This window comes from Klebsiella sp. BIGb0138, assembly GCF_004342285.1.
Taxonomy (GTDB): domain Bacteria; phylum Pseudomonadota; class Gammaproteobacteria; order Enterobacterales; family Enterobacteriaceae; genus Klebsiella.
In genome coordinates, this window is the sequence record NZ_SMCV01000014.1 from 80096 (window position 1) to 106451 (window position 26356).

A 26356-nucleotide genomic window follows, 5' to 3' on the forward strand; every position below is an offset into this window, starting at 1 on the left:
GTCTGTTCCTCTATTGGTGAGTCATGCCGGTAAACGGCTGCTGCGTCAGATCCCAGTAACACGCGCGCTGCTCCCGGTAGCGCAGGATCAGCTTGTGTTCGCGGGTAAAATGCCCCGCCGCGGCGCAGGCGATACCGCAGGCGGCGAAGCGCTGCGCCACCTCGTGGCAGCGCGCCTCGTCCACCGCCAGCAGAAAGCCGAAGCTGGGAAAGGCGCACAGCCACTGCTCAAGGTCGATATCCGCCGGGATCGGGATCTGCTCAAGCGTCACCTCGGCGCCGAGGCCGCAGCTCTCCAGCATCATCGTCAGCGTCCCGGCCAGCCCCGCCTGGCTGATATCCTTCGCGGCGCAGAGGCTCCCCTCGGCGGCCAGCTCCGGCAGCAGCGCGAGGGCCCGGCGCAGTTCGGCTGGATCCGCGCGGGTCGCCGCGTCCCAGTTATTTCCCGGCGGGTGCCACCTCCCCTGCAGATTGATGGCGACCATCAGCGTCTGCCCGGCCTGCGCCGCGCTGCTGCTGAGCGGACTGGCCGTTTCGCCGAGCACCGCCACGGCCAGCTGCGGCCGTTCGCTGCGCAGGTTGGTATGTCCGCCGACGATCGGCACCTGATAGGCGCGCGAGGCCGCGGCCATCCCCTGTAAGATCTGCGCCGCGTGCGGCTGCGCCTCGTCCCACAGCGCGTTGACCACCGCCAGCGGACGCCCGCCCATCGCGGCGATATCGCTCAGGTTGACCATCACCCCGCACCAGCCGGCAAACCACGGGTCTTCTGCCACAAAACGGTTAATAAATCCCTCTATCGCCAGCAGCTTGTAGCCGCTGCCGTCCGGGATCAGCGCGCAGTCATCGCCGTTGGGAGACGGATTGGGCCAGGCGTCGCGCAGCTCGCGCGCCACCTGCTGGATGTCGCGCTTATGCGCGATGCCGCTAAAGGCGTGTAACCGCGCGATCAGCGCCGGCAGGCTCGGATTCATACGCGCACCCCCGTCAGAAAAGCCGCGGCGTCAGCGGTTCGCGGAGGGCGCGAGGTCGGGATCACCATCCCGCTCAGGGGATCGTCGCAGGGCGGGTAAAACGCTAAATCGGCCTGCATCCGGGCATGCCTGACGCCGCGCAGCTCAAGCCACTCGAGGGTTTGCCAGCGCATGCGGCGAAACAGCGGTTCGTTCTGATGCTGGACCTGGGCATAAAACGCCTCGCAGCCCAGGGCGTGCGCGCTGCATACCGCGAGGCGGATCAGCGTCGGCCCCAGCTGCCCCTGGCGGCGATAGGCGGCGTCCACCGCCAGCCGCGACCCCAGCCAGACTCCCGGCGACTGCTGATGGATGCGCACCGTGCCGACCACCCGGTCGTGCCAGCCGGCCACGCAGCCCAGCGCCACCAGCAGGTGGGCGTGGTCATCGATCTCATCGCGATCGTCATCGGCGAACAGCCCCTGCTCGCGGCAAAAAACCTGCCGACGCAGCGTATAGGCCTGCTCGCGCTCCCACGGCAGCGTGACCCATTTAATGGTATATCCGGCATATTCATTCATCGCTCGCTCCTTAGGCCGTGGCCTGTTCAAAGCTGGAGAGCGACGAGCAGGCGCCGCAGCGGCCGCAGCCGGCTTTGATATCGCTGGAGCGCAAATGCGCCTGGTTCAGCATCTGGCCCAGAGGTTGTAAAATCGAGGACATAAACCGGCTGTCCGGCGCCGGATGGTGCTCCAGCGGCGTACCGCTGATCGGCACAAAGGGCACGACGAACGGATAGACGCCCAGACCAATCAGCGTTTGCGATAGCGACAGAATGGCCTCCGGCGTGTCCCCCAGGCCGGCAAGAATATAGGTGCTGACCTGCCCGCGCCCGAAGACCGCTACCGCGTCGGCGAAGGCCTCAAGGTACTGCTCGACGCTGACCTGCGCTTTGCCCGGCATGATGCGCGCGCGGACCTCCGGCGTCACCGCCTCCAGGTGCATCCCCAGCGCATCGATACCGGCCTCTTTCATCCGCGTAAACCATTTCGCGTCCCCCGGCGGCTCGCACTGCCCCTGCAGCGGCAGGTCCACCGCGGCTTTAATGGCGAGGGCGCTTTCCACCAGAATGCGCGCGCCGCGGTCGCTGCCCGACGGCGTGCCGGTGGTCATCACCATGTGTTTTACCCCGTCCAGCTCCACCGCCGCCCTCGCCACTTCGGCCAGCTGCTCCGGCGTTTTCCGGGCAATGGTGCGCCCGGCGGCCAGCGACTGGCCGATGGCGCAGAACTGGCAGGCCTTCGCCCGGTTCTCATAGCGAATGCAGGTCTGTAGGATGGTGGTCGCCAGCACGTCGGTGCCGTGCAGGGTGGCAATGTGCGAATAGGGGATCCCGTCCGCCGTTTGCCGATCGTAAAACCTGGGTTTGCTGGCGAAGCTAATCTCCCGCACCGGGATGGCGTTGTTAAACAGCCGGGCGGCGCCGGACGCCTCGTGCTTCACCTGCCACGGCGAGCGATGGGCGGCGTGGGTGTATATCGGCACCATCACCGTCACGCCGTCAATGTTCATCGCCTGATGATCCGATGGCCCGGCGCCGCCGTGGCGGCTGACGTGCTCCTGCTGCGGGTTAATGACGTTAACCCCCTGAGTCAGCAGCTCAGTAATCAGCTGCTGGCGCGTGGACGGTATGTTCTGCATCGCGACCTCCTCCGGTTTCGGGTTCTGTTTCACGCGTCACGACATAGCGGGCCGGCGTGTTATCCAGCCGCAGGCTCAGCAATTCCGGGCGGGCGTAGTGGCCGACCGAATCCATCATCCGTTTGCGTTTGGTAATCAGCGCCATATCCAAATCGGCAATCAGTATTCCTTCGCCCTGGGTCAGCGGCGGCGCCAGATGACGGCCCTCCGGCGAGATGATGGCGGTGTGACAACCGCCCCGCAGCCCCTTCTGCAGGGCGGGATCCGGGGTCAGTTCAGCGATCTGCTCTTCGCTCAGCCAGCCGGTGGCATTGATAACAAAGCAGCCGGACTCCAGAGCATGGTGGCGAATCGTGACCTCCATCTGCTCGGCGAAAATGGGGCCGACCAGCGAGCCGGGAAACTGGCTGCAGTGGATCTCTTCGTGCTGCGTCATCAGGCTATAGCGCGCCAGCGGGTTGTAGTGTTCCCAGCACGCCAGGGCGCCCACCCGCCCGACAGCGGTATCCACCACCTTCAGCCCGGCGCCGTCGCCCTGCCCCCAGATCATGCGTTCATGGTAGGTCGGCGTGATCTTGCGCCGCTTGAGCACCAGTTCGCCGCTGGCATCGAAAACCAGCTGGGTATTGTAGAGCGTGCCGCGATCGCGTTCGTTCACCCCCAGGACGACCACGATGCCGCGCAGACGCGCGCGCTCGCCGACGGCGCAGGTGATCGGCCCCGGCACCACGACGGCCTGTTCATACAGCTTGAGATGGGCGGCTCCCGCGCTGATCGCCGGGGTAATAAACGAGAAGTAGGGGTAGTAGGGAACAAACGTCTCCGGAAAAACGATGATCTCCGCCCCCTGCTCCGCAGCCTCGTCGATTGCCTCCAGAACCCGGGCCAGCGTCCTGCTGGCCTCATGAAGGTCCGGTGCAATCTGGGCTGCCGCCGCACGAATAATGCGTGATTCAGCCATCATGCGCCTCCGTTTACATCGTCCAGGTGTCGATGATGACCGCGTTATCCCGCACGTGGAGCAGTTTGAGATCGAGTACATCCAGCGGGTTGATGGGGCGAATGCCTTCCAGCAGGGAGGGTTCGCCGTGGCCGTACAACGCCTGCAGGGCAAAGCGGCAGGCGTAGACTTTCCCGCCTTCGGACATAAACTTCGTCAGCTGATTGGCGTAGTTCTGATGGCCAGGGAAAGCTTCGGCGCCGAGGGTGGGGAACCCGCGCTGCACGCCGAGCATCACCCCCGGGCCGTACAGCAGGATGGAGGTGGCGAAACCTTTGCGCTGCAGACGGGTGGCCTGCAGCATATTGACGAAGCCGATCGAACCTTCGAAAGCGACGGTGTGGAACGTCACCAGCGCCTTCTGCCCCGGCTCGGCTTTTACGTCCTCAAAGACTTTCTCTTCATAATCGACCAGGAAATCACCGGTCTGGTGGGCTGGTAATGTGACTTTTGGCATAGCGCTCTTCTCCCGATAGTTATAGGGGGAGTGTCTCTCCCCGTTATGGCACATCCGCAGGTGATGCCATGGGAGTAGAGCAAGCGCCGTGCCAGCGGACGATCGCGGGGATGCAATCAATGACCTATCAATTGCTCAAATTGTGCGCTAAAAAATTTTTATCCCGGCGATCGCCCCGCCTTCAGCTCCGTACAGAACCCGCACTATTCCGGGGAAACGCACCGATTTGATGCCTTTTTGCACCACAAATGCACACAATAAAAATCATCATGCAATCAATGATGCAATCAATGGTAAATATGATTGCATAGCACCAAACAACAGGGAATAGTGTCACTCTTTGCCGCTCTTTTCAGGGGGAGCCCTATGCTGAACAAAATCGCCAACCGCTGGAAAACCCATCAACAGCAGCATACGGCGCGCCCGGCCTACCTGCTGATTGCCGATATCATTGCCGATGGCATCAACAGCGGAGAGTTTCAGCCCCGCGACCGCTTGCCGCCGCTGCGCGATCTGGCGGCCCTGCTGGCGATTAACTACACCACGGCGACCCGCGGTTACGCCGAAGCCAGGCGACGCGGGCTGATCGACTCTCGTCCGGGGCTGGGGAGCTTTATCCGCGGCAAAGTACCCTCGGTACCGCTCAACGGCGGCAGCAGCTATGAGATGACCATGAACTCGCCGATTGAGCCGGGAGAGGAGCTGGCGCAGGCGATCGCCGCAGGGGCCATTAACCTATTTACCCAGAAAAATATTCTGGCCCTGCTGCGCTACCAGGATTTTGGCGGCCTCGCGGATGATAAAGCGATGGCGAAAGTGTGGCTGGAGAAGCAACTGCCGCCGGTCAGCATCGACGAGATTCTGGTCGCGCCGGGGATCCACAGCGCGCTGGTGGGGCTGCTGACGCTGCTGTGTCGCCACGGCGGCAGCGTGTGCGTCAGCGATTTGATCTATCCCGGACTGAAAGCCATCGCCAGCCAGCTAAATATTACGCTGCAATCCCTCCCCTGCGATGAGGACGGCCCGCTGCCGCGCGCGTTTGAACATCAGTGCCAGACCGGCAATATTCGCGCGCTCTACGTCAACCCGACGATCCAGAACCCCACCACCCTGACCCTGCCGTTACGTCGGCGCGAGGCGCTGGCGGACGTCGCGCTGCGCTACAGCATCCCGGTGATCGAGGATGAGGCGTACGCCGCGCTGGCGACGCAGCATATCGCCTCTTTCAGCGAGCTGATTCCCGAACTGACCTGGTATCTTACCGGGATGTCGAAGTGCTTCGGCCCCGGGCTGCGCACGGCGTTTGTCAAAGGACCGGGGAAACGCAATACGCAGCTGCTGGCGGGGGCGCTGCGGGCGCTGAACGTCATGGCCAGTCCGCTGACCAACGCCCTGGCCGCGCAGTGGATTCAGGAGGGGACGGCGGATCGGGTATTGCAGTCGGTGCGCGCCGAATCGGCGATCCGCCAGAAAATAGCCGCCGACATTCTCAAGGAGTTCAGCTATCGGGCAACCCCGGAGGGCTTCCACCTCTGGCTGCAGCTCCCGCGGCATTTTAACTGGAACCCTGCGGAAATGGCGGTGCAGCTGCGCGATCTCGGGGTCAGCGCCGTCTCCAGCGCCGCCTTCTGTACCGATAACAACCCGCCGGACGCCATTCGGATTTGCCTCGGCGGCGCCTGGTCGCGGGAAGTCTGCACTGAAAATTTACATACCCTGGCCCACGTGATGCGCAACCCGCTGAACTTTGGCAGCGTGATTTTGTAGGAATGCCCCCTGCCTGAACAGGGGGAACAAACGGGATCTTAGTGAATCACCTGCGACAGAAACGCGCGGGTACGCTCTGATTTCGGCTGAGAGAAGAACTCCTGCGGCGGGGCCTGCTCCACAATCTCCCCGCGATCCATAAAGATCACCCGGTCAGCCACCGTGCGGGCAAAGCCCATTTCATGGGTGACGCACAGCATCGTCATGCCATCTTCGGCCAGGCCGATCATGGTATCGAGCACCTCTTTCACCATCTCCGGGTCAAGGGCGGAGGTCGGCTCATCAAATAACATGATTTTGGGTTTCATGCACAGCGAACGGGCAATCGCGACGCGCTGCTGCTGACCGCCGGAGAGCTGCCCCGGAAACTTATGCGCATGTTCGGCGATGCGCACCCGCTGCAGATAGTGCATCGCCAGCTCTTCCGCCTCTTTCTTCGGCATCTTGCGCACCCAGGTCGGCGCCAGCGTACAGTTCTGCAGGACGGTCAGGTGCGGGAAAAGATTAAAGTGTTGAAATACCATGCCGACTTCCGTGCGCACGCGCTCGATATTGCGCACATCGTCATTGAGATGAATACCATCAACCACGATACGCCCCTGCTGGTGCTCTTCGAGGTGGTTGATACAGCGAATGGTGGTCGATTTGCCCGATCCCGAAGGCCCGCAGAGCACGATACGTTCGCGCGGTTTCACCTGCAGGTTAATGTCTTTCAATACATGGAACTGTCCGTACCATTTATTCACATTTTCGAGCGAGATCATCATTGTGTCAGCAGAATGAGTCATAGATTGTGTCATGTAAAACCTCAGTGCGATTTACGCCCGGTGTGAAAACGCTTTTCCAGATGCTGGCTAAAGCGCGACATGCTAAAACAGAAAATCCAGTAGACGAGCGCGGCAAAAACATAGCCCTCGGTCGACATACCGAGCCATGTAGGGTCAACCGTGGCCTGCTGTACGCTACTGAAAAGATCGAACAGGCCGATGATGATCACCAGACTGGTATCTTTAAACAAAGCGATGATGGTGTTAACCAGGCCGGGGATAGTGACCTTGAGCGCCTGGGGCAGAATGACCAGAATCTGCGTTTTCCAGTAACCCAGCGCCAGCGATTCCGCCGCTTCATACTGCCCTTTGGGCAGTGCCTGTAGGCCGCCGCGCACCACCTCCGCAATATAGGCCGACTGGAACAGAATGACCCCGACCAGGGCGCGCACCAGCTTATCGATGGTGGTCCCCTCGGCCATAAACAGCGGCAGCATCACCGATGACATAAACAGCACGGTAATCAGCGGCACCCCGCGCCAGAATTCGATAAAAATCACCGACAGGGTACGTACCACCGGCATCTTTGAACGCCGTCCCAACGCCAGTAAAATCCCCAACGGCATAGCCCCGGCAATCCCTACCGACGCGATGATCAGCGTCAGCGTCAGGCCCCCCCACTGGCGGGTTTCTACGCGCTCAAGGCCGAAATAGCCGCCGTACATCAGCAGCCAGACGATGATGGGATAGGCCACTATCCAGCAGGTGATGTAACGGCCGCGGCGCGGCATCGATTTGATAAACATCGGGATGATGGAGAGCAGCCCAATCACCAGCGCCAGGTTGATGCGCCAGCGCAGTTCATGCGGATAGAGGCCATACATAAACTGACCAAAGCGCGCATGGATAAACACCCAGCAGGCGCCTTCTTTAGTGCAATCGGCGCGGGTTGTCCCCACCCAGTTCGCCTGGAAGAGCAGCCAGTTCAGCGCCGGAGGAATTACGTTGCAGATAATCCACAGGCACAGCAGCGTCAGCAGGGTATTAAACCAGCTGGAGAACAGGTTCTTACGTGCCCAGGCCCAGGCTTTACCGAACGGATTCGTCGGCACAGGCGGTGTTTCATGTGTAGTCACAGACATAGTCATCCCGTTCTCTTAACGCTCAACCAGCGCGATTTTGCGGTTGTAGAGGTTCATCAGCAGCGAAATAATCAGACTGATGCTCAGATAGACCGCCATCGTGATGGCAATGGTCTCAATCGCCTGCCCCGTCTGATTCAACACCGTACCGGCAAACAGCGACACCATATCCGGGTAGCCGATTGCCGCCGCCAGCGAAGAGTTTTTCACGATGTTGAGGTACTGGCTGGTCAGCGGTGGAACGATCACCCGCATCGCCTGCGGGATGATCACCTGGCGCATGGTGACCGGATTCGGCAACCCCAGCGAACGGGCGGCTTCATTCTGCCCGGACGGCACCGACTGGATACCGGAGCGAATCACTTCGGCAATAAACGACGATGTGTAGATCGACAGGGCCAGCGTCAAAGAAGCCAGTTCCGGGATCATGACGAACCCACCGCGGAAGTTAAACCCACGGAGCTGCGGGAGATCCCAGTGGGTGGCGACCCCAAACAGCAGATGGGCGATCAGCGGGAAGACGACGATCATCGCCACGGCGAACGGCCAGGTGCGGCGCAGGCGGCCGGTCTTGAGCTGATGTTTACGGTTAAACCTGAACAACGCGACGCTACCGGCGATCGCCAGCGCCAGGGCGATGACAAAGGGCCAGGTGCCCGGCGCCGAGGTCGGCCATGGAAGGTACAGGCCACGGTTGCTCACAAAGACCAGATCGAATGCATTCAGCGCCTGGCGCGGGCCGGGCAGATTACGCAGCACCGCGAAATACCAGAAGAAGATCTGCAACAACGGCGGAATATTGCGGAACGTTTCGATGTAAATAGTCGATAGCCTGCGCAGCAGCCAGTTATCCGACAGACGCGCGAGGCCGATAAAGAACCCGAGAACGGAGGCGAAAACGATACAGAGCGCGGAAACCAGCAGGGTATTGGTCAACCCCACCATAAACACGCGCGCGTAGGTATCACCTTCAGTGTAATCAATCAGATGCTGGACGATGCCGAAGCCGGCGCTACGTTCCAGAAAAGCAAAACCGGAGGTAATGCCGCGATTGGCCAGGTTGATCACCGTGTTGTGGATGAGATACCCCACAACGGCAACCACGGCCACAATGGCGACTATCTGGTAAAACCAGGCGCGAACCGTAGGATTACCGATCGAAAAATCCCTTTTTACGGTTGGGCGTTGAGACATGTTGAAACCTCAGTGAAAAAAACGCATTGGGCACCGCAGGGCGCAGTGCCCGACTGGAAGGCAGAATTAACGTACCGGCGGGGCGTACTGAATTCCGCCCTGGTTCCAGAGTGCATTCAGGCCACGCGAAATTTTCAGCTCGCTGTCTTTACCGACGTTGCGGTCAAAGCTTTCCTGGTAGTTACCGACCTGTTTAATAATGTTGAACGCCCATTTGTTGTCGAGCTTCAGATCTTTGCCAAAGTCGCCTTCAGCTCCCAGCAGGTGAGCGATGTCCGGGTTGGACGGTTTTGCCGCCATCTGATCGACGTTTTTCGAGTTGATCCCCATTTCTTCCGCGTTCAGCATGGCGTACAGCGACCATTTGACGATGGTGAACCAGTCGTCATCCCCGCGGCGAACCACCGGGCCCAGCGGCTCTTTGGAAATCACTTCCGGCAACACAATGAACTCGTCCGGTTTGCCCAGCTTAATACGCAGCGCATACAGCTGAGACTGGTCGGACGCCAGAGTATCGCAGCGGCCGCTGTCGAGGGCTTTGGCGGATTCGTCAGAGCGGTCGAAGGTCACCGGCGTGTATTGCATGTTGTTGGCTTTGAAGTAATCCGCGACGTTCAGCTCGGTATCAGTACCGGCCTGGATACAGACGGTGGCGCCATCCAGCTCTTTCGCGCTTTTGAGACCGGCCTTTTGATGGGTCAGAAAGCCGATGCCGTCATAATAGTTCACGCCGGCGAACAGGAAGCCCATGCCGCCATCGCGCGAAGAGGTCCAGGTGGTGTTGCGGGACAGAATGTCCACTTCGCCGGATTGCAGGGCGGTAAAACGCTCTTTTGCCGTCAGCGGGGTATATTTCACCTTGCTGGCATCACCAAACACCGCAGCCGCCGTCGCGCGGCAGACATCCACATCAATACCGGTGAATTTGCCGCCGGCATCGGCATAAGAGAAGCCCGGCAGACCATCGCTGATCCCGCACTGAACAAACCCTTTCTTCTTAATTGCATCCAACGTGGCGCCCGCGTGCGCTTGCTGCGCGACAGCAAGCAGAGAAGCTGCTGCGAATAAAGTGGAGAACATCATCTTTTTCATAAAGCATCCTGTATGGATAAATCGTGTGGTTATGTGGTTGCATTGCGCGCTTTAAGTGCGCTTTTTCTGTGTGCGGCAGTCAGCCACTGATGAATAAGCAATTCTGGTGCCAGATTCCCTGACTCACTGAAATCATTGGTAATAACTATTTATAATCTTACGCATCCTGAAAACCACGATGACGGCGGAATACCAAAAGGGAGCAATACGGCGTCACGCCGATCACAAACGGTGCAACCTTTCACGACGGGAAGGCATGGAGAGAGCGCGGGCCACTGACCCCGCAGATCGGGTCATGCGCAGGTAAGTGAGGGGGTGAACGAATGCAGACAACGCACATGCGGCCTGGAGTATGACGGGCATACGGTACATCGCGCGCCATCGTTTTGCAGACTAAAGTCAGGGGGCATAAACGCTCCTTTCAGATGAGCGAATACGAGTGGGTTCCTTTATTCCCCGTGGAAGACGCCGGCTTCGTCATACTGACTCCGTCCCTTCATAACATTGATGGGGCCTCTCGCGGGCCATATCTTCGCGTCCGGCGAATTTCACCGCTTAGCCGATGATGTCCCGCAGCTGACCACACCAGATTTTTATGCGTTCATCCGTCAGTTCGGCCTGGTTAACTTCGTCAACGGGCAAGCCCACGAAGCGGTTTCCTGCAATGGAGAGCCGGGTATTGCAGTGATAGCCTTCCGTTGGCCAGTCGCCGATAGCCACCCCGCCCTGCCGCACAACTTTGTCATGCAACAGCCCCATCGCGTCCACAAACCATTCCGAATACCCCATCTGATCACCGAGGCCAAAAAAAGCGCACAGCTTGTGGGTAAAATCAGCGCGGTCAATATCGTCCCAGACGTTTTGCCAGGATGCCTGCACCTCACCATAGTCCCAGGTTGGAATACCAAAGATAATGAAATCAAAATCCAGTAGCTCACTGACGCTGCCTTCCTCAATATCAATCAGCTCAGCGGTTTCAAACCCTGGCTGGGCAGCAATTTTGTCGGCAACCCGCTCGGTGTAACGTGTCGTGCTGCCATAAACAATAGCGATTCTCATAGTCCGGTCCTGCGCGCTGGAGAAGCCCTCAACATCGAAGGGGGTTGAGGGCCAGAATTACGCCCGGCCAAAAATTTTTCCGGTCAGGAAATCCGGCCAGTTTCTCTCAAAGTAGGTGTTGCTCATATCCGGCATTGCCCTGAGTGGCGTCTTCTCAACCACGAAGCGGTCGCCCTGGTAGCGAATCGTGAACTTGTAATTTTTATCCTCATCTCGTTCCGGGCGAAAACGCCACTCTTCGCAAATGCCAGAGCGAATCTTCGGTACGCACTCGCCCTCAGGATCCAGAATGATGCGCGCGCCGCGGCTACCGCCGCCATTACGAACGTATTGTTCCAGCATGGTCAGTACCGCCGCAGAGGCCAGCGACAGATGTCGCCACATGAACAGTTCGCCCACCTCAGCGACATGGCCAATCGCAAGCCCGCCGGCATAGACGCGGTCTTTCAGCCTATCGGCCTGTTCACGCGCGCCGGAAATCTCACCGGCAGAACACAGAAACCCGGCGTAGTCCGACATGCGCGACTGGATCTGATCGCGAATCTCGCGCAGCGTCATGCCATTATGATTGCCGAGCGCGTCCCGAATCACCCTGTTAACCTGAGCCAGCACGGGAGCGGCAAGCGAGGGCAGGTCGTCTGCCGAACCGCGCTTTCCAGCGCCAGCGATATACTGCGCCGCGCGCACGCCAAAAACCTGCCCCGCGTTGAGCGCGGCGCCTCCCGGTCGGGTCACGCCATGAGTCCCGGAAACTTCGCCGATGGCGTGGCAGCCAGGTAGCGAAGTCTGCCCCCAGATATCCACGTCAATACCGCCATTCATATGCTGGTTATTCATGGCGAACTGCAGCGGGGTGGTTTCCAGGTCATTGCCGTGCATCTGGTACAAAGAAATAGAAAGAGGATTCATCTGACGCAGACGATCGACAGGCCGTTCCGCCAACGCATTATTGTTTTCCAGATAGGCGCGCACGTCGTCATCCAGCCTGTCGAGGCTGAAGGGCCGGTCGCCCGGTACCGGCTGCGGATTACGCAGAAAATCCATAAATACTTTACGCCCCCGCGTTTGCTCTTTGGCAATCGCCATATCGACCAGGCTTGAGCCAAAGTCCAGGGTGCGCGTAGCGTGGAATGGCCACTGATATCCCTTCCGGAAAACGTTGGACGCCAGCTCCTGCGTGGTCCGGTAGTAGTCCGCCAGAAAGTTGAACTCTGCGCCTGCGCCATCAACGGAGTAGATATAAGGCATGACCTGAACATACGTGCCGGACAGATTCCAGGGAAAAGCCGTGCGCGGCGTACCGATCCCAAATTGGCTTTCAATGATGTTAACCAGCGCCAGCCCTTCCTCCAGAGCCAGTCCCAGCGAGCCAAAGCATTTTTTGGGGTATACGCTGTCGCGATACATCTCTCCTGGCCCCCCGGTCGCCAGCACCACGTTTGGCGCCAGGATGACGCCAAGCCCGTTGGCGTTCCTGCTTCGTCCGCCTGTTGCAACCACCATACCAGCGCAACGCTCCGTACCCGTCTCATCATTCTGACGTAGCAGGCGCAGCGCCGTGGCGCCGCTCAGCAACGGAATGCCAAGCTGCAGCACTTCCTGCAGCAGCACCTTGACCATCAGGCGCGAAGTGCGTGGCCCGCACGACGTCGCCCTGCCCGCGTCGTCATGATCTGTCTTGTAGCGAAGGATGGCCCCCAGGCGGTCCTCAGGCAATTCCAGCCCGAGATACTGCAATCCGGCCAGGGTATGAATAGATCCGACGGCTTCAACATAGGCTGTGTCAGCATCCATTCCGCCTCCGCTGCCTAACGCCTCGGCAAGTCGCAGGAAATTATCGCCCTTGCCAGAGGTCGCAGCGGTAAACAGTGTCTGCTTGTCTGAACCGGAACAGGCTGACGTGCCCATATACAGCCCGGCGGTGGCGATAAGTACGTTCAGACCACGGCGTTTCAGCTCAACGGCGGCACGCAGCCCGGCCGCACCGGAACCTACCACCACGGCATCGGCGCGATAAACGGGATACTCCTCACCGTCCTGTTGCACAACGTCAGCGACTTCCGCCGTCCGGAATCCTTTCGGGAAGGAAACCTGCGTCAGTTCGCTAAGGATTTGCCGATCAATAAAACTCATTTTCTACTCCATCGCTGGTCTTTATCGAAATTCTGCAGGGGGCGCGGGACGGTCGTACGACAGTAGCAAGGATGGGCAGATGCAGGAACGCACGCTATAACGGCCACCGATTGCTCCTGCATAAACCTCTCCGGCAGAGAGCCGGGGGAGGTTTAACGCCCGGCTATGCCGAGTGGTGAGGCGCTGCCGCAGGTAGACGTTTATCCGCTTTCGCCGCATCGTTCACATCATCCAGGTCGCGGTCACGCGTCTCTGGCGATATGAAGGTTGCAATAACGGTCCCTAGCGTCAGCAGGCACAGGTACGAAGCAATGAATACCCAGGCTGCACGACCGGTAGGATCAGCGGTAGTAACGGCCCATGCAATCAACGCGGAACCCACCAGCGGCGCGAGCCCCCCGGCAATCACAGCAGACACTTCCCTCGCCAGCGCCACACCGATGTAGCGGTGACGGGCGCCAAAAAGCTCCGGCATATAGGCTCCCTGCGCCCCAAACATTCCCCATGAACCGACACCAAGTGCAACGGACAACATGACGATGGAGCTGGTCACATTCCCGTGACTGAAGGTCCACCATACCGGGAAGGCGATAGCCAGCTGGAAGATAGCAAATGAACGGTAAACGATGACGCGGCCAAAACGGTCAGTCAGCCAGCCAGCGATCGGTACGACAATCGCCCCGACTACGACCGCTGAAATCAGGCACAGCGTACCGACAACCTTCTCCATACCGACAACGCCCACCAGATAGCTGACCGCAAGCGCCTGATAAATTGACGAACCACCGTTTTCCCCCAAACGCAGGCCTATACCAATCAGGACGTTACGGCGAGACGTTTTCAACAGGTTGCGCAGCGGCTTATCGGTAACCTGCTTTTTAGCCTCAAGTTTTGCGAACGAGGGCGATTCCTTCAGATGCAGACGGATATATACAGCGATGGCGATGATGAATACGCTTGCCAGGAACGGCACGCGCCACAGCCAGCCTTCCGCCACATTGGTTTCCATATTCAGCAGCATGAAGTAGACGGCAGCGGCGATAAAGGTACCAATCTGGATGCCGAGGAACGGCAATGAGGCATAAAATCCTCGCTTCCCTTTAGGCGCGTACTCTGTCATCAGAACTGCCGCCCCCGCCTGCTCGGCACCGGCCCCCAGCCCCTGTAGCAAACGAAGCGCGACGAGCATAATCGGCGCCCAGATACCGACAGTTTCATAGGTGGGCAGGAAGCCGATCAGCGTACTTGCCGTCCCCATCAGCAAGACGGTCGCCAACAGTACAAACTTGCGTCCCAGACGGTCTCCCAGCGAACCGAAAAGAATCCCGCCAACCGGACGGATGGCGAAACCCAGGAAGTATGTACCGAAGCTGGCGATCAGGGCCATGCCCGGCCCCTGATGCGGGAAGAAGAGTGGGCCAAAAATAATCGCTGAAGCAAGGCTATAAAGCGCAAAATCATAATATTCCAGCGCGCTGCCAAGCGAACAGGTCCAGGCGGCACGGCGTAAATCTTTTGTTGTGACTTCATCATGTAGCAGGGAGGTGTTATTCCCGGCGGTATTATTCTGAGTGCGGGTATTCATAAAGTCATCTCCCGCCGGAATCTTAAACAGGATTAATATTCCGGCATTGTGGGTATCTTATTTATAATGAATGACGCCCGGTATGGGCATCCTTAGTCACAGAATCAGCGTGCCTTGAATTCCGGTTGTCGTTTTTCCCTGAATGCCTGCCCACCCTCACGGGCATCTTCCGTGGTGGCTGTATATGCCCCAGCCAGCGCTTCAAGCGTTCGACCGACGGCAATCCCGTCGCCGGCGTCAATGATTTGCTTCGCCATCTGAACCGCAATCGGCGCGCGCGCCGCAATCTGATGCGCCATCTGCAGACCGACGTCAGCAAGCGCAGCATCTTCTACCACCCGATTGACCAGCCCGCATTCCCGCGCTCTGATGGCATCTACGGGCTCTCCTGTGAATGCCATTTCTTTCACCATCGGTGAGCCAATCAGGCGCGTTAGGCGCTGTGAACCAGACCAACCCGGAACGGTGGCCAGACCGGTTTCCGGCAGGGCCATCTTCGCGTTTGCCGAACAGATCCGGATATCCGCCGCGGCGGCCAGCTCCAGCCCGCCGCCATAGGACAAGCCGTTCATCAAGGCAATAACCGGCTGCGGCAGTTCAGCCAGTGCATCAAAGACCTGATGGCCACGACGAATCCAGCTACGCCACATATCCAGCGGCATCAGAGCGTTCCAGCGCGTGATATCGGCCCCGACGCAAAAAACTTTCGCGCTCGCGCTCTTAAGCAACACCACCCGGACATCGCTGCTGTTTTCCAGGGTACGGCAGTGACCAGCGAGTTCTTCAAGCATTTCCGGCGTAAGCGCATTGAGTTTTTCCGGGCGGTTCAGCAGCAGCGTGGCAACATGCCCGTTAATCTCAAGGCTAATACTTCCGTTACTCATGATGGGTTCTCCTCAGTAAACAGGCTGCGGTCCATGACTTTCAGATCGGGTGATACCCGCAGCGGTGTCTCGCTCTGCTGCAGGATGTCGCGCTCCAGATCCACGCCCGGCGCAATTTCGGTCACGACCAGGCCGTCTGCGGTCAGCTCCAGCACGCAGCGCTCGGTCACATACATCACCTGCTGGCCTTGCTCAATGGCGCGTTTGCCGGAGAAGGTGACGTGCGCCACTTCGCTAACCACTTTTTTGGCTTTACCTTCCCGCAGGATCTGCAGCTCGCCGTTTTCCAGCGCCAGTTGGGCACCGGCATTGTAGAAGCCGGAGAACACCACTCGCCTGGCATGAGAGGTGATATCAATAAAGCCGCCGCAGCCGGCGGTGACGTGTGGACGTGCAGGCAATAGCGAAACGTTGACGGAACCGTCGGCGCCAATCTGTAGAAAGGACATCAACGTCACGTCAAAACCGCCCCCCTGGAAGTAGGTGAACTGCTGCGGTGAAGGCATGATGGCTTCGGCGTTCGATGCACAGCCAAACTGGAATTCCAGCAGCGGTACGCCCCCTACGGCTCCCTGCTCCAGTAGCCAGGTCACTTCTCCATGACGCTGTTCTTCCAGCAAAATGCGCGGCACGTTGGCTGAAATGCCGAAGCCCAGATTGACAGCCTCCCCATCCCTGAGTTCTTGTGCCACCCGGCGGGCAATCACTTTTGCAGGACCGTTGTCCATCAGGGAAAACTCCTCCAGTGGGCGAATCATTTCGCCTGAAATGGCCTGGTCATACACGGTCTGTGTGGTCTGCGTCTGCTCTGATGCCACCACCACATAGTCAACCAGCACGCCTGGTACACGCACATCTTTCGGCTTGATACTGCCGGAGGTGACGCGGCGTTTGACCTGTGCAATCACGATGCCGCCGTTGTTGCGTACGGCCAGCGCTTGTTCAAGTGGCCCCAGATAAGCGCCTTCATGTTCGTAGGAGAGGTTGCCGCGTTCATCGGCCGTGGTGGCGCGAATGATAGCCACGTCAGGCGCGATTGACGGGAAGAACAGCCATTCATCGCCGGCGAACTGCGCACGCTCTACCAGCGGAATAGATTTAGCCTTGTCGTTCATGGCACCGCCCTGACGGAGCGGATCGACAAAGGTATCCATACCGGTTTTGGTCAACACGCCCGGACGGTGGGCAGCGGCTTCACGATGCATATCAAACAAAATACCCGACGGAAGGTTCCAGGCCGGAATGTCATTGCCGGTGATCATCTGCCAGATGGCCGGCGGCGTTGCCGATGAAGGGCCCGATGGGTATGAACCGGCGATCACTTTGGAGAGCAGTCCTGGGATTGCGATGTGATCGATGCCCTTCACGCCGTACATATCGCCCGCCGCAATAGGATGGATGGTGGTCAGAGAGCTGGGGTGTCCTGTACGAGCGTAGCGCTCGCCAATGGCTGCAAGTACTGTATCCGGGCACCCCATACCGCTGGATGAGGAAACAGTAACGGTGCTGCCATCGGGTATGAGCGCTGCGGCTTCATCAGCGGTAATCAGTTGCTTTTTCATACGACCTTCCAATTATTTCGATTTAATTTAAAAAAAACAATTCATTGTTTTATATGAAAAATTTATTTTCATATTTATTGGATCGATCTAAATTTGATGAATTAATACTCGGGATAAAGATTTCCATCAACCTGAATGGCTCAGATTTGCGACTTACTGCACATTACAGAGAAAAACGGAAATCATGGCAGAAACAGAAACTGTGATAAGGTTGCTAAGACCAATCGGAAACCGTCTTTTATGAGCACCGCAGGGAGAAAAATGTCAACGAGACCTTCTGAACATCGGCGTATCACATTGTCCGATGTTGCCCGTGAGGCTGGCGTTTCTAAGTCCACCGTTTCTCTGGTATTGAATCAGAGCGAGTTGATTAAAGCAGAAACACGTCATCGGGTGCAGGAGGCGATGGACGCCCTGGGTTATGTCTATAACCGTTCGGCAGCCAGTTTACGCTCCCGTCATTCCCAGACAGTGGGCGTTGTCATTGATGATCTCACCAACCCGTTTTTTGCCGAATTCACCATGGGCCTTGAAACGACCCTGGCCGAGCATGGTTTTATCACAATGATGGCCAATACCTCCCAGCAGCAGGACAGACAAAAACACGTTCTGGACGCGCTGCTTGAACACCACGTGGCGGGGTTGGTTTTGTTTCCGGTCAACGGTACGAAAGAAGAGGATTTGCTGCGGTACGTCAAAAGCCGGACACCGCTTCTGATTGCTATGCGCCCCATGGAATTTAAGCAGATTTCGGTCGATTATGTCGGAGTTGATAGCGTGTCAGGCATGCTGGAAGCGACAGAACACCTCATTATGAATGGCCACTCTCGTATCGCATTTATTGGGGGACTTTCCAGCCACGCCCGTTTTACCGGCTACGTCCAGGCGATGCGTCATCACGGCCTCGAACCCTGGGATGACAACGAGAATAACTACCGCTGTGAACCCACCCGCGCAAATGGTTACCAGATGATGCTAAGCCTGATGAAACTGCCGGAACCCCCTACCGCTGTTCTGTATTACAACGACTTGATGGCATTCGGCGCGATCTCCGCGTTGGGAGAACTCAACCTCAAGGCCGGGCAGGATATTTCGCTTATTGGTCATGATGGCGTTTCGGCTGGCGCCTACAGCAACCCGCCGCTGACAACAATTGCTATCGATCCGCTGTCGCTGGGACAGCATGCCGCGAAGCAGATCTTGCAGCGCATTGAATCGCCAGAGAAACCCGTCAGCCATCTGGTCATCCGGCCCAACTTGCAGATTCGCTCCTCGACAGGAAAGGTAAAAGTCGTCAGCAAAGATTGAATCTGCTGAATGGTCAACCGCTTCCCGACAGCCATGGCGATTCAGATCTTGCTGGCGACAAAAACCAACAGAGCGCTGTGTGAACACCTAAAGGCAGGGTAGCAGTTGAAAATAGGCTATGGCGTCTATCCCAAAGCGCGGCAAAATGCGATTAGCGCGAAGGTGATGCCTGCCGCTCCCGGTGGCTCTGCTGCGGTAGTGATTGAGGCACTGGAACGTCTGAAATTAGCTCAATGATAATAGCCTCTGGGTAGATTTGCCTTTCCTGGCGCTTGAGGAGAATATTTTTAAATATGTAATTTCATCACCAGTGATAAAAGCTAGCGTACCGCCTCACTTGATAAAAATAGCCAGGCCGGCACGCCAATCAGTACGTTTATTAATCAGATAACTTAACTATCTGTTGATATCGTTTCTAAGGCATACAACGCCTTGAGAAAATAATAATCGCCATAGCCCGTCGCCTGATCGATTCCCAGACCATGCGGCAGATCGGCGGTCGAATGTGCCAACAGACCTTCATTGTCCTCAACAATACAACAGGCGGCCAATGCCTGAAGGATCGTCCGAGCTGCGGTTTTATATCGCTCTTTCCCGGTCAACCGATATAAACGTAGCAAGCCATATGCGCTGATGGCTCCAGCTGACGCATCTTTTGGCGCATCAGGCCGCTGGTCGTCATAATCCCAGAAAGGTATATGGTCGGTTGGTAGATGCGACAAAATAAATTCGGCAACTTTTTCTGCCGTTTCCAGATAAATATGATTATGCAACGCATCGGCCAGCAGGGCTAAACCGGTAATCGCCCACCCCTGCCCACGAGCCCAGGCGCTGTCCGCCGAAAGCCCCTGGTAAGTATCACCACGAACGCCTGTTCCCTCCTCAGTGAAATGATAGACATGAAAAACTGAACCGTTCGCTCGTAAATGATGTGAAAGCGCTTTTGTGGTATGTCGTTCAATAACCGCTAATAATGCAGGATCTCCCCCGTTCTTTACCGCCCAGGCCAATAGCGGAAGATTCATTAATGTATCGATCAGGACTGAGGTAGACCATTCTTCTCCGCCAAAAAAGCCCCATCCAGGAATAAACCCGGCACGCTGATTAAATTGTGCCGCGAGGCTGCTTGCCGCCGTTAGCGCGGCTTGTTTATAGTGCGCCTGATGGGTGAGTCGCCATCCAGCTATTGCGCTCGGATAAAACATAAAGCCCAAATCATGATTGTGTCGATCGTTGGCTCTCGGCAGTAAGCGCTCGGTAAAATGTGTGGCAACGGTTAATAATGCTGGCGACGGATTACGCTGGTAAGCCAACCAAAGAATACCGCTCCAAAAACCGCCAGTCCACACGCCATCCGACGTAAAGACATATTTACCTCGTTCAGTAATATGTGGAAAGTTAGTAAACTTCTGCGCATTTACATGCGTTTTAGCAAGACACTTATTAATCGCATCAGATAACCAATTCATAGAATCCTCATTCAGTCCGAATATTTAGACATACAGACTCGAACTGCTTTAGTAAAGTAGCCTGATAAAAATAAATAGAGCGCTTAACGATATTTGTCATGCAATGATTGATATTAACTTAGCGGATATCAATGACGCATTATATTTGCATTATTACGCCACTCCGGATCGATGCCGTAATGACTCGCCGTCAACGACTTTTTTTTGCTTAATCGAGAGACCGAAAATTACCGAAATCGCTAAGCTTACCGCCATCAAATAATAAGAGGAGTTTGTTGAATGTGTAATACCATTCAGCATCCCAACTAAATAAGACCCAATAAAGGCCCCCACCGCGGCCATGCTATTGATCATCCCCCCTGCGCCCCCCACCATCGAAGTGGGTAATACATCATGTACCAAGGCGAAAAAAGGGCCGAATGGAACATACAGGCAAATCCCCGTGATGACCAGCAACAGATAAGAAACCCAAAAATGCGTATTGCCGAGCAGCGCCAGCGCTAAGAAACAGCAGGCGGCAATAAAAATAGGCCAGGCGACAAATGCTACGCGTTTTTGATACTTATCACTCAGCCAGGCTGCAATTAACATGAAAATAGCGGCCAAACCATAAGGTAAGGCTGAGAGCAATCCGGTTTCAGACATTGAGATCGCCCCGGAATGTAAAATTGACGGCAACCACATTAAAAAACCATAAAAACCAATGCTCTGGAAAAACATCCAGCCCGCCAGTTTGATCACATTGGCAGAACGGAAAACTTCACGCCAGCTGGTCATGACTTCTTTACTTTTTTGCTCATTCTCCAGCGCCTGGTTGATTGCCGTTTTTTCTTCGGCGCTTAACCAGTCGGCCTGCTCGGGTTTATCGCGGATCACGTACCACCAGACCACCGCCCACAGCACTGCCGGGATCCCTTCAATGACGAACATATGGCGCCATCCCCAACGCTCGACTAACCAGCCCGAGAGAATGGACATCCACAACACTGTCACAGGATTGCCTAACAAAAACAGGGTATTAGCCCTGGACCTTTCGGAATGACTAAACCAGCGGGAAACCAAAATCAGCAAACAGGGCGTTACGATGGCTTCCACCACCCCAAGCATAAAACGGATTATAATCAACGAGGTGACGTTAGTAACCAGGCCGGTCAATGTCGCGCAAAGCCCCCAGATAACCAAACTCCAGGTCAGTAATTTACGCACGCTCCATTTTTCCGCCAACATTCCTCCCGGAATTTGTAAGGTAAAATAGCCCAGAAAAAACAACGCGCCAATCAATGAAGCCATTGAAGGGTCAATTCCCAGGTCATCGCCGATCCCGGCAGCCGAAGCAAAGCTGTAGTTTGCTTTATCGAGATAAGACAAACTGTAGGTGATAAAAATCGTTGGCATAATATATAGCCAACGGCGTACAGGTAATGTATTCATCTTGCTAACCTCAATTGAATTTAAGAGGATCGTTATATTTTTTATCGAGATGATTATTTTGCCGATGTTTTTTTATAAGAATTTCGCCTCCCTTTTTTCCAGGAAAGCAGCAACACCCTCCGCACAATCAACCGTACGGAAAATATTTTCACTAAAGCGCAAATTCTGCAGGAAGCATTGCTCAGTAGGTTGCATACCAATCTCACGCACCCCTCGCTTAATTAATTTAATTGCTTCTCGTGGTTTTAATGCAATTTCTTGCGCTAAACTGACCGCTGCCTCTAACACTGTCCCGGCAGGCGCCAGACGATTGACCATACCCCATGCGATGCATTGTTGCGCTTCAACAAATGTTCCGGTCATCATCAGTTCCACCGCTCGCGCCGCGCCGATAAGTTTTGGCAACCGAAATAATCCCCCACTACCGGGAAACACACCGAGATTAATTTCAGGTAATGCTATTTTTCCGCTGTCGGATAAAACCCGTAAATCACAGGCCATTGCCATTTCGAAGCCACCGCCGCAAACGACGCCTTCCATAGCAGCAATCACCGGCTTATTCAAAAACTCAATAGTATTAAAAGTTTCATTCTCTTTCTGGAGTTTCTTTTCAATTACGTTATCCCAGACCTCAGGAAACTCCTTAATATCCGAGCCCACACAGAATGCTTTGTGACCCGAACCGGTTAAAACGATGACCCGAACCTCATCATCGGCATCCAGAGACTGCAAAGTTGCACGTAATTGTTTTGATAACGAAAGCGTGACCAGATTTAACGGCGGATTATTCAGTGTGACAACTGCAACCGCACCCTGCCTCTCACAATTGATCAGTAACATAAATATTTACTCCTGGTGGGTAGTAATAACATTATTCGCCAACAGCTCGGCGACCTTTTCTGCCGAATAGCCCAGTTCGAGCAGCACTTCTTCGCTGTGCTCTCCCAGTTCGGGCGGTAACCGTCGTAGCGGCAATGGCTTGCCATCGTAATGATTGGGATGCCCTAAAACGCGCACCCTACCAGCAACCGGATGATCCATAGTCAAAAAGACCTCGTTGAATTGCACCTGTTCATCTTCGACCACTTGGGGGTATTCATTCACCGGAGCATGCCAAATACCTTCCTGTTTAAATAACGCCGTCCATTCCGCCGTAGTTTTAGTGCACATTTCAGTCGCAACGCATGCATCAAAATCTATCCGCTGGCGCATTTGATCCTGGGCGGTAAAACCGGCTAGCGCCTGTGGACTGAACACCGACTTTAAACGTTCAAATGGCGTTAGCGAGAGAGAAATATAGCCATCACGCGTGGCGTAAATACCATACGGGCTTTGATGAAAACGGCTGGATAAACCGCTATCTGCCCGTGGCGTTAACTGGCCGCCGTTGAGAAAATAATTCAATGGTTCGATTTGCAGATCGAGCGCCGAATGCAGTAAACACGCGTCGACTTTATGTCCCTTGCCGCTTTTTTCCCGATTGAAGATCGCCGCGATAATTCCAAGCGCAGCCAATGCTGCACCATGCTGATCGACAATAGCGGTCCCCACAGGCATCGGCGGATGGGAGCCAGGTCCGTTTAAGGCCGCCAGTCCGCTAATACTCTGCGCCATTAAATCTTGCCCCGGTTCTTTAGCCTTAGGACCAGCAGAACCATAGCCGGTACAGGAACAGTACACGATGCGCGGATTAACCTTTTTAACTTCCTCATAGCCCAGCCCCAACCGATCCATTACGCCAGGTTTAAAATTTTCGATGATCACATCGTATTGACTTAGCAGATCGTAAATAATCTGCTTCCCACTTTCTGACTTGAGATCTATTGCCATACCGCGCTGATTGCGATTTGCCAACAGGAAAAACACGCTGACCCCATTGACATAGGTGTCACAACCGGACCAGGAACGCTCATAGGCCCCTTTCGGTGATTCCACTTTCACAACATCAGCGCCTAAATCTGCCAACATCTGCGCTGCAGAAGGCCCCTGTAAGTAATGAGTAAAACTAAGAACTTTCACACCTTCTAGCATAGTCACCTCACATATTCGACATTGTCGAACGAAGTTCATAATAATGATTCTAAAAAAGGCCGTCCTGACGGCCATCCTTTAGTTATGACGAAAGACTTGCGGATCCTGGAACAGACTCTGCCCTTTAAAACCAATTTGCCGGGAAGCGGTTAGCGCCGCTGCCGCAATTTTCTCACCTAACCGTCTTTGCTCTTCGCTATCCAATCGGAAATCAAAATCAATGATACAGATCGCCGCCAGCGGGTCGCCGATTGATTGAAGTACTGGCGCCGCGATGGTTGATAAATCAGGCAGTTCATGGCTTATCGCATAGCCATCGCGGGATACTTGCATCAGTTCAGAGTACAGATCCGCTTCCTGCGCACCAGGCAGTAATTGCCGTATTTGTCTGCGGCTACTTGCGGCTAAAATCGCCTTACCGCTGGCGCTCTGGCTAAGAGAAAATTTCGGCAAGCCATTCAACTGCGGCTGAACAATATCACTGCCACTAATTTTCTCCAGTAACACAATTTCATTATCATTAAACAGTGACAGACAAACCAATTTGCCAGTCTCTTTTGCTAACCCGACACACACGTCATTACTGACGGAAATCAGATCGTTTTTTGCGATAAATCCGGCGCTGATGTCATAAAAGCGTGCTCCGGCGGTTAGCGTCGCATAGCCGCGATCGTCCAATCGTAAAATAGCCAAATCCAGCAATGAATTAAAAATATCCGACGCGCTACTTTTCGGTAGCCCCAGTGCGTTTCGCACCTCCGCCATGGTGACGGGTTCGCGACTTTTTGCTATGAACTCCAGAATCTGAACCGTCCGTTCAATGGTTTTATTCATCCGCTTGCGTTCTGAACCTCGTTCAACAATGTCGAATTGATCATTTAATGGACAGTGCATAAAAAAGCCAGAAATTTCGCCAGCCATGATAAATTTTTGTGATGTCGATCAAAACTGACCAACAACGAGAGACAGAATTTTACTACCAAACGCATATCAGTAGATAGGGCACACAGTGGTGATTAAGGGGATTAAACTGATGGCAACTTTGCTACTATATCCCGCTAACTGGGAGGTTAAAATGTCCATACAGAGCGTTAGCAGAGCATCCGCTATTTTAAAACTGTTTCGCGAACACGAAAAACTGTCGATCGCGCAAATAGCCCTTCTGATGAACCTGAGCAAAACGACAGTGCACGGGTTGGTAAAAACGCTTGAGGAGGAAAAACTTCTACAACAGGATGCAAAATCAAGGCTTTACTCGCTCGGACATATTAATTACGAGCTGGGTATGCTGTATCAGTCGCGTATTGTCACGCACGCTGTGGTCCTGCCATGGATGAAAAAGCTCAGCGAGCAGGTGGAAGAAACGGTGCAGCTCGCTACCTTAACCGACGCCGAAGTGATTTATCTCTCACGCGTCACCACACAAGATTTTTATGGTTTTTCCATTGCGGAAGGTCTGCGTATGCCAGCCCATTGCACCTCAACCGGCAAATGCATGCTCGCCACTCTGCCTGTACCTCGCCTGATGGAACTCTATCCACAAGAAACATTGCTGACACGAACTCCGCAGACTATTGCAACTCGTAGCGAATTACTGCAACAACTACAAACGGTGGCGCAGGCGGGTTATGCTATTGACGATGAGGAAGCGGAAAAGGGATTACGTGGTATCGCCATTCCGCTGCTCACCGCAGCTAACAGCGCTCCGCTAGCGATCTGTATTTCCGGAACCGTGAACCATATGACCGATGCACGCATCCGCCAATACTTGCCTGCGCTCCAGGACACGCGCCTTGAGATTGCCAGACTGCTCGGTAATAACACCACGCACGCCGCCGCCTTATATTAATCCGCATGGTTACGTAATGCCGATCGGTTAAGGATCAGCTGGCGGCTCCAATGATGGGGTGAGAACCCGTCATCTAATCGAAGGCATGTCATTTTTTTCGATCTATATCAAAGTGGAATAAGCTCCCCTCTTCCGGACCTTTCGCCAGAACATTAATCACCTCGAGGGTTGAGCTTCTGAGTCCGCACTCGATGCCGTTGAGGTGAGCGCGATCAAGCCCGTACTTGTCCGCAAATGCCTCCTGGGACGGGCCAGATTGCAATCTGAGCTTTTTAATGCGCCCCTCCAGAGAGCCTGAATCTGAGGAGGAGTCATTCATATAAATAATATGATGCTTTTAACCTGTCAGGCCGCGGATGACCAATTTGCATAAGGGGATAAATAGATTGGCAGCAGTACGCAAATATTGCCCCGTCAGCACAAATGATTTTAAGACCAGCAAAGCCACTCAGATCTTATGATTCGTATTTTGACATAATGATATTTAATACATTGACCGGATCAATGGATAGCAAGGCAGCAATATGCGCGAATTCCACGACATCTAATCTCCTCTCACCATTCTCCATTTTGGCGACAAATGACTGTGGGCGCCCCAGCGCCTGGGCCAGCTTGACCTGAGTTAGCCCCTTCTCTTTTCTCGCAGCACGTAATATTTTTATAACCGATTGATATTCATCAGAATAAATAGAAGACATGTCATTTTTCTCGATCGATATCCCAAAATCGAATATCGATCGCTTCCATAAATATCCCAAAACGGGATAATAAATTATCCAACAATATCCAATAACAATCAGAACGCATCACGATAGCTCAGCGCCCATGACCGACGAGAAATAACCGCCAGCTAATTTACTCCGGGTGAAACCTTGGGATTCTGGCCGCTGCGTGACTCAGGGGCATAGTCAGGACCACCGCCTTCAGTTTCCAGAAGAAGACAAATATAAGCCCGCTAAAAACAATGAATTTC

General features: G+C 55.2%; 24 protein-coding genes and 1 pseudogene. 4 read left to right on the forward strand and 21 right to left on the reverse strand.

Going from position 1 to position 26356, the window contains the following annotated elements:
- Window positions 1-10: 10 nt before the first annotated feature.
- From EDF73_RS24275 to EDF73_RS24295, 5 genes are read right to left on the reverse strand one after another with little or no spacing between them, the layout of a single operon-like run.
- A complete protein-coding gene (locus tag EDF73_RS24275; protein WP_132731558.1) occupies window positions 11-973 on the reverse strand; it encodes a sll0787 family AIR synthase-like protein in 963 nt (320 codons plus the stop codon).
- Complete coding sequence (locus EDF73_RS24280; protein ID WP_132731559.1) at window positions 970-1533, reverse strand: MSMEG_0567/Sll0786 family nitrogen starvation N-acetyltransferase; 564 nt, start codon at window positions 1531-1533, stop codon at window positions 970-972. The genes EDF73_RS24275 and EDF73_RS24280 overlap by 4 nt, the downstream gene beginning before the upstream one ends.
- A gap of 10 nt (window positions 1534-1543) precedes the next feature.
- Window positions 1544-2653, reverse strand: a complete 1110-nt coding sequence (locus EDF73_RS24285) for an MSMEG_0568 family radical SAM protein (protein WP_032413247.1) — start codon at window positions 2651-2653, stop codon at window positions 1544-1546.
- Window positions 2613-3617, reverse strand: a complete 1005-nt coding sequence (locus tag EDF73_RS24290; protein WP_011154630.1) for a Nit6803 family nitrilase — start codon at window positions 3615-3617, stop codon at window positions 2613-2615. The genes EDF73_RS24285 and EDF73_RS24290 overlap by 41 nt, the downstream gene beginning before the upstream one ends.
- 10 nt (window positions 3618-3627) lie before the next feature.
- Window positions 3628-4110 carry an MSMEG_0572/Sll0783 family nitrogen starvation response protein gene (locus tag EDF73_RS24295; protein WP_004210304.1) on the reverse strand — a complete coding sequence of 161 codons (483 nt, stop codon included), beginning with the start codon at window positions 4108-4110 and terminating at the stop codon, window positions 3628-3630.
- Between the two features lie 366 nt (window positions 4111-4476).
- On the opposite strand from EDF73_RS24295, the gene EDF73_RS24300 reads away from it, so the two are divergent.
- Window positions 4477-5877: a PLP-dependent aminotransferase family protein gene (locus EDF73_RS24300; RefSeq protein ID WP_132731560.1), complete on the forward strand. Its 1401-nt coding sequence runs from the start codon at window positions 4477-4479 to the stop codon at window positions 5875-5877.
- A gap of 38 nt (window positions 5878-5915) precedes the next feature.
- Here EDF73_RS24300 and EDF73_RS24305 read toward each other — a convergent pair whose 3' ends face one another.
- The 9 genes from EDF73_RS24305 to EDF73_RS24345 form a co-directional block, all read right to left on the reverse strand.
- Window positions 5916-6677, reverse strand: coding sequence for an amino acid ABC transporter ATP-binding protein (locus EDF73_RS24305; RefSeq protein WP_132731561.1), 762 nt, complete (start codon window positions 6675-6677; stop codon window positions 5916-5918).
- An 8-nt stretch (window positions 6678-6685) separates the two neighbouring features.
- Entirely contained in the window at window positions 6686-7786 is a 1101-nt protein-coding gene (locus tag EDF73_RS24310; protein WP_132731562.1) for an amino acid ABC transporter permease, read from the reverse strand.
- A 15-nt stretch (window positions 7787-7801) separates the two neighbouring features.
- On the reverse strand, window positions 7802-8980 hold the full coding sequence (locus tag EDF73_RS24315) for an amino acid ABC transporter permease (protein ID WP_132731563.1): 1179 nt from the start codon (window positions 8978-8980) through the stop codon (window positions 7802-7804).
- Between the two features lie 66 nt (window positions 8981-9046).
- Window positions 9047-10072 (reverse strand): amino acid ABC transporter substrate-binding protein, encoded by a 1026-nt coding sequence (locus EDF73_RS24320; protein WP_132731564.1) that lies wholly within the window; start codon window positions 10070-10072, stop codon window positions 9047-9049.
- Between the two features lie 555 nt (window positions 10073-10627).
- Window positions 10628-11131 carry a flavodoxin gene (locus tag EDF73_RS24325; protein WP_132731565.1) on the reverse strand — a complete coding sequence of 168 codons (504 nt, stop codon included), beginning with the start codon at window positions 11129-11131 and terminating at the stop codon, window positions 10628-10630.
- A 57-nt stretch (window positions 11132-11188) separates the two neighbouring features.
- A complete protein-coding gene (locus EDF73_RS24330; protein WP_132731566.1) occupies window positions 11189-13264 on the reverse strand; it encodes an FAD-binding protein in 2076 nt (691 codons plus the stop codon).
- Between the two features lie 163 nt (window positions 13265-13427).
- A complete protein-coding gene (locus EDF73_RS24335; RefSeq protein ID WP_132731567.1) occupies window positions 13428-14849 on the reverse strand; it encodes an MFS transporter in 1422 nt (473 codons plus the stop codon).
- Between the two features lie 104 nt (window positions 14850-14953).
- Window positions 14954-15733: an enoyl-CoA hydratase-related protein gene (locus EDF73_RS24340; protein WP_132731568.1), complete on the reverse strand. Its 780-nt coding sequence runs from the start codon at window positions 15731-15733 to the stop codon at window positions 14954-14956.
- Window positions 15730-17295: an acyl CoA:acetate/3-ketoacid CoA transferase gene (locus EDF73_RS24345; protein ID WP_132731569.1), complete on the reverse strand. Its 1566-nt coding sequence runs from the start codon at window positions 17293-17295 to the stop codon at window positions 15730-15732. Before EDF73_RS24345 ends, EDF73_RS24340 begins: the two co-directional genes overlap by 4 nt.
- 261 nt (window positions 17296-17556) lie before the next feature.
- Here EDF73_RS24345 and EDF73_RS24350 point away from each other — a divergent pair, with 261 nt between their 5' ends.
- Together EDF73_RS24350 and EDF73_RS27880 are read left to right on the forward strand one after the other, a co-directional pair.
- A complete protein-coding gene (locus tag EDF73_RS24350; protein WP_132731570.1) occupies window positions 17557-18603 on the forward strand; it encodes a LacI family DNA-binding transcriptional regulator in 1047 nt (348 codons plus the stop codon).
- 69 nt (window positions 18604-18672) lie between these two features.
- Window positions 18673-18831 (forward strand): annotated as a pseudogene (locus tag EDF73_RS27880) (S-adenosylhomocysteine hydrolase); the annotation flags it as partial.
- Between the two features lie 164 nt (window positions 18832-18995).
- Here the strand turns inward: EDF73_RS27880 and EDF73_RS24360 are convergent.
- The 5 genes from EDF73_RS24360 to EDF73_RS24380 form a co-directional block, all read right to left on the reverse strand.
- On the reverse strand, window positions 18996-20072 hold the full coding sequence (locus EDF73_RS24360; RefSeq protein ID WP_132731571.1) for a glycoside hydrolase family 88 protein: 1077 nt from the start codon (window positions 20070-20072) through the stop codon (window positions 18996-18998).
- Between the two features lie 153 nt (window positions 20073-20225).
- Entirely contained in the window at window positions 20226-21503 is a 1278-nt protein-coding gene (locus tag EDF73_RS24365; RefSeq protein WP_132731572.1) for an MFS transporter, read from the reverse strand.
- Window positions 21504-21575: 72 nt separating this feature from the next.
- Window positions 21576-22343, reverse strand: a complete 768-nt coding sequence (locus EDF73_RS24370; protein WP_132731573.1) for an enoyl-CoA hydratase-related protein — start codon at window positions 22341-22343, stop codon at window positions 21576-21578.
- A gap of 6 nt (window positions 22344-22349) precedes the next feature.
- Entirely contained in the window at window positions 22350-23534 is a 1185-nt protein-coding gene (locus EDF73_RS24375; protein WP_132731574.1) for a CaiB/BaiF CoA-transferase family protein, read from the reverse strand.
- Window positions 23535-23612: 78 nt separating this feature from the next.
- Window positions 23613-24455: an IclR family transcriptional regulator C-terminal domain-containing protein gene (locus EDF73_RS24380; protein ID WP_132731575.1), complete on the reverse strand. Its 843-nt coding sequence runs from the start codon at window positions 24453-24455 to the stop codon at window positions 23613-23615.
- A 112-nt stretch (window positions 24456-24567) separates the two neighbouring features.
- Between EDF73_RS24380 and EDF73_RS24385 the strand changes: the two genes are divergently transcribed.
- The gene (locus tag EDF73_RS24385; protein WP_132731576.1) at window positions 24568-25383 is read left to right on the forward strand and encodes an IclR family transcriptional regulator; all 816 of its coding nucleotides are present in this window, start codon (window positions 24568-24570) and stop codon (window positions 25381-25383) included.
- Between the two features lie 88 nt (window positions 25384-25471).
- Here the strand turns inward: EDF73_RS24385 and EDF73_RS24390 are convergent, their stop codons facing one another.
- Together EDF73_RS24390 and EDF73_RS24395 are read right to left on the reverse strand one after the other, a co-directional pair.
- Window positions 25472-25702 (reverse strand): helix-turn-helix transcriptional regulator, encoded by a 231-nt coding sequence (locus EDF73_RS24390; RefSeq protein ID WP_132731577.1) that lies wholly within the window; start codon window positions 25700-25702, stop codon window positions 25472-25474.
- Between the two features lie 136 nt (window positions 25703-25838).
- A complete protein-coding gene (locus EDF73_RS24395; RefSeq protein ID WP_132731578.1) occupies window positions 25839-26081 on the reverse strand; it encodes a helix-turn-helix transcriptional regulator in 243 nt (80 codons plus the stop codon).
- Window positions 26082-26356 lie beyond the last annotated feature (275 nt).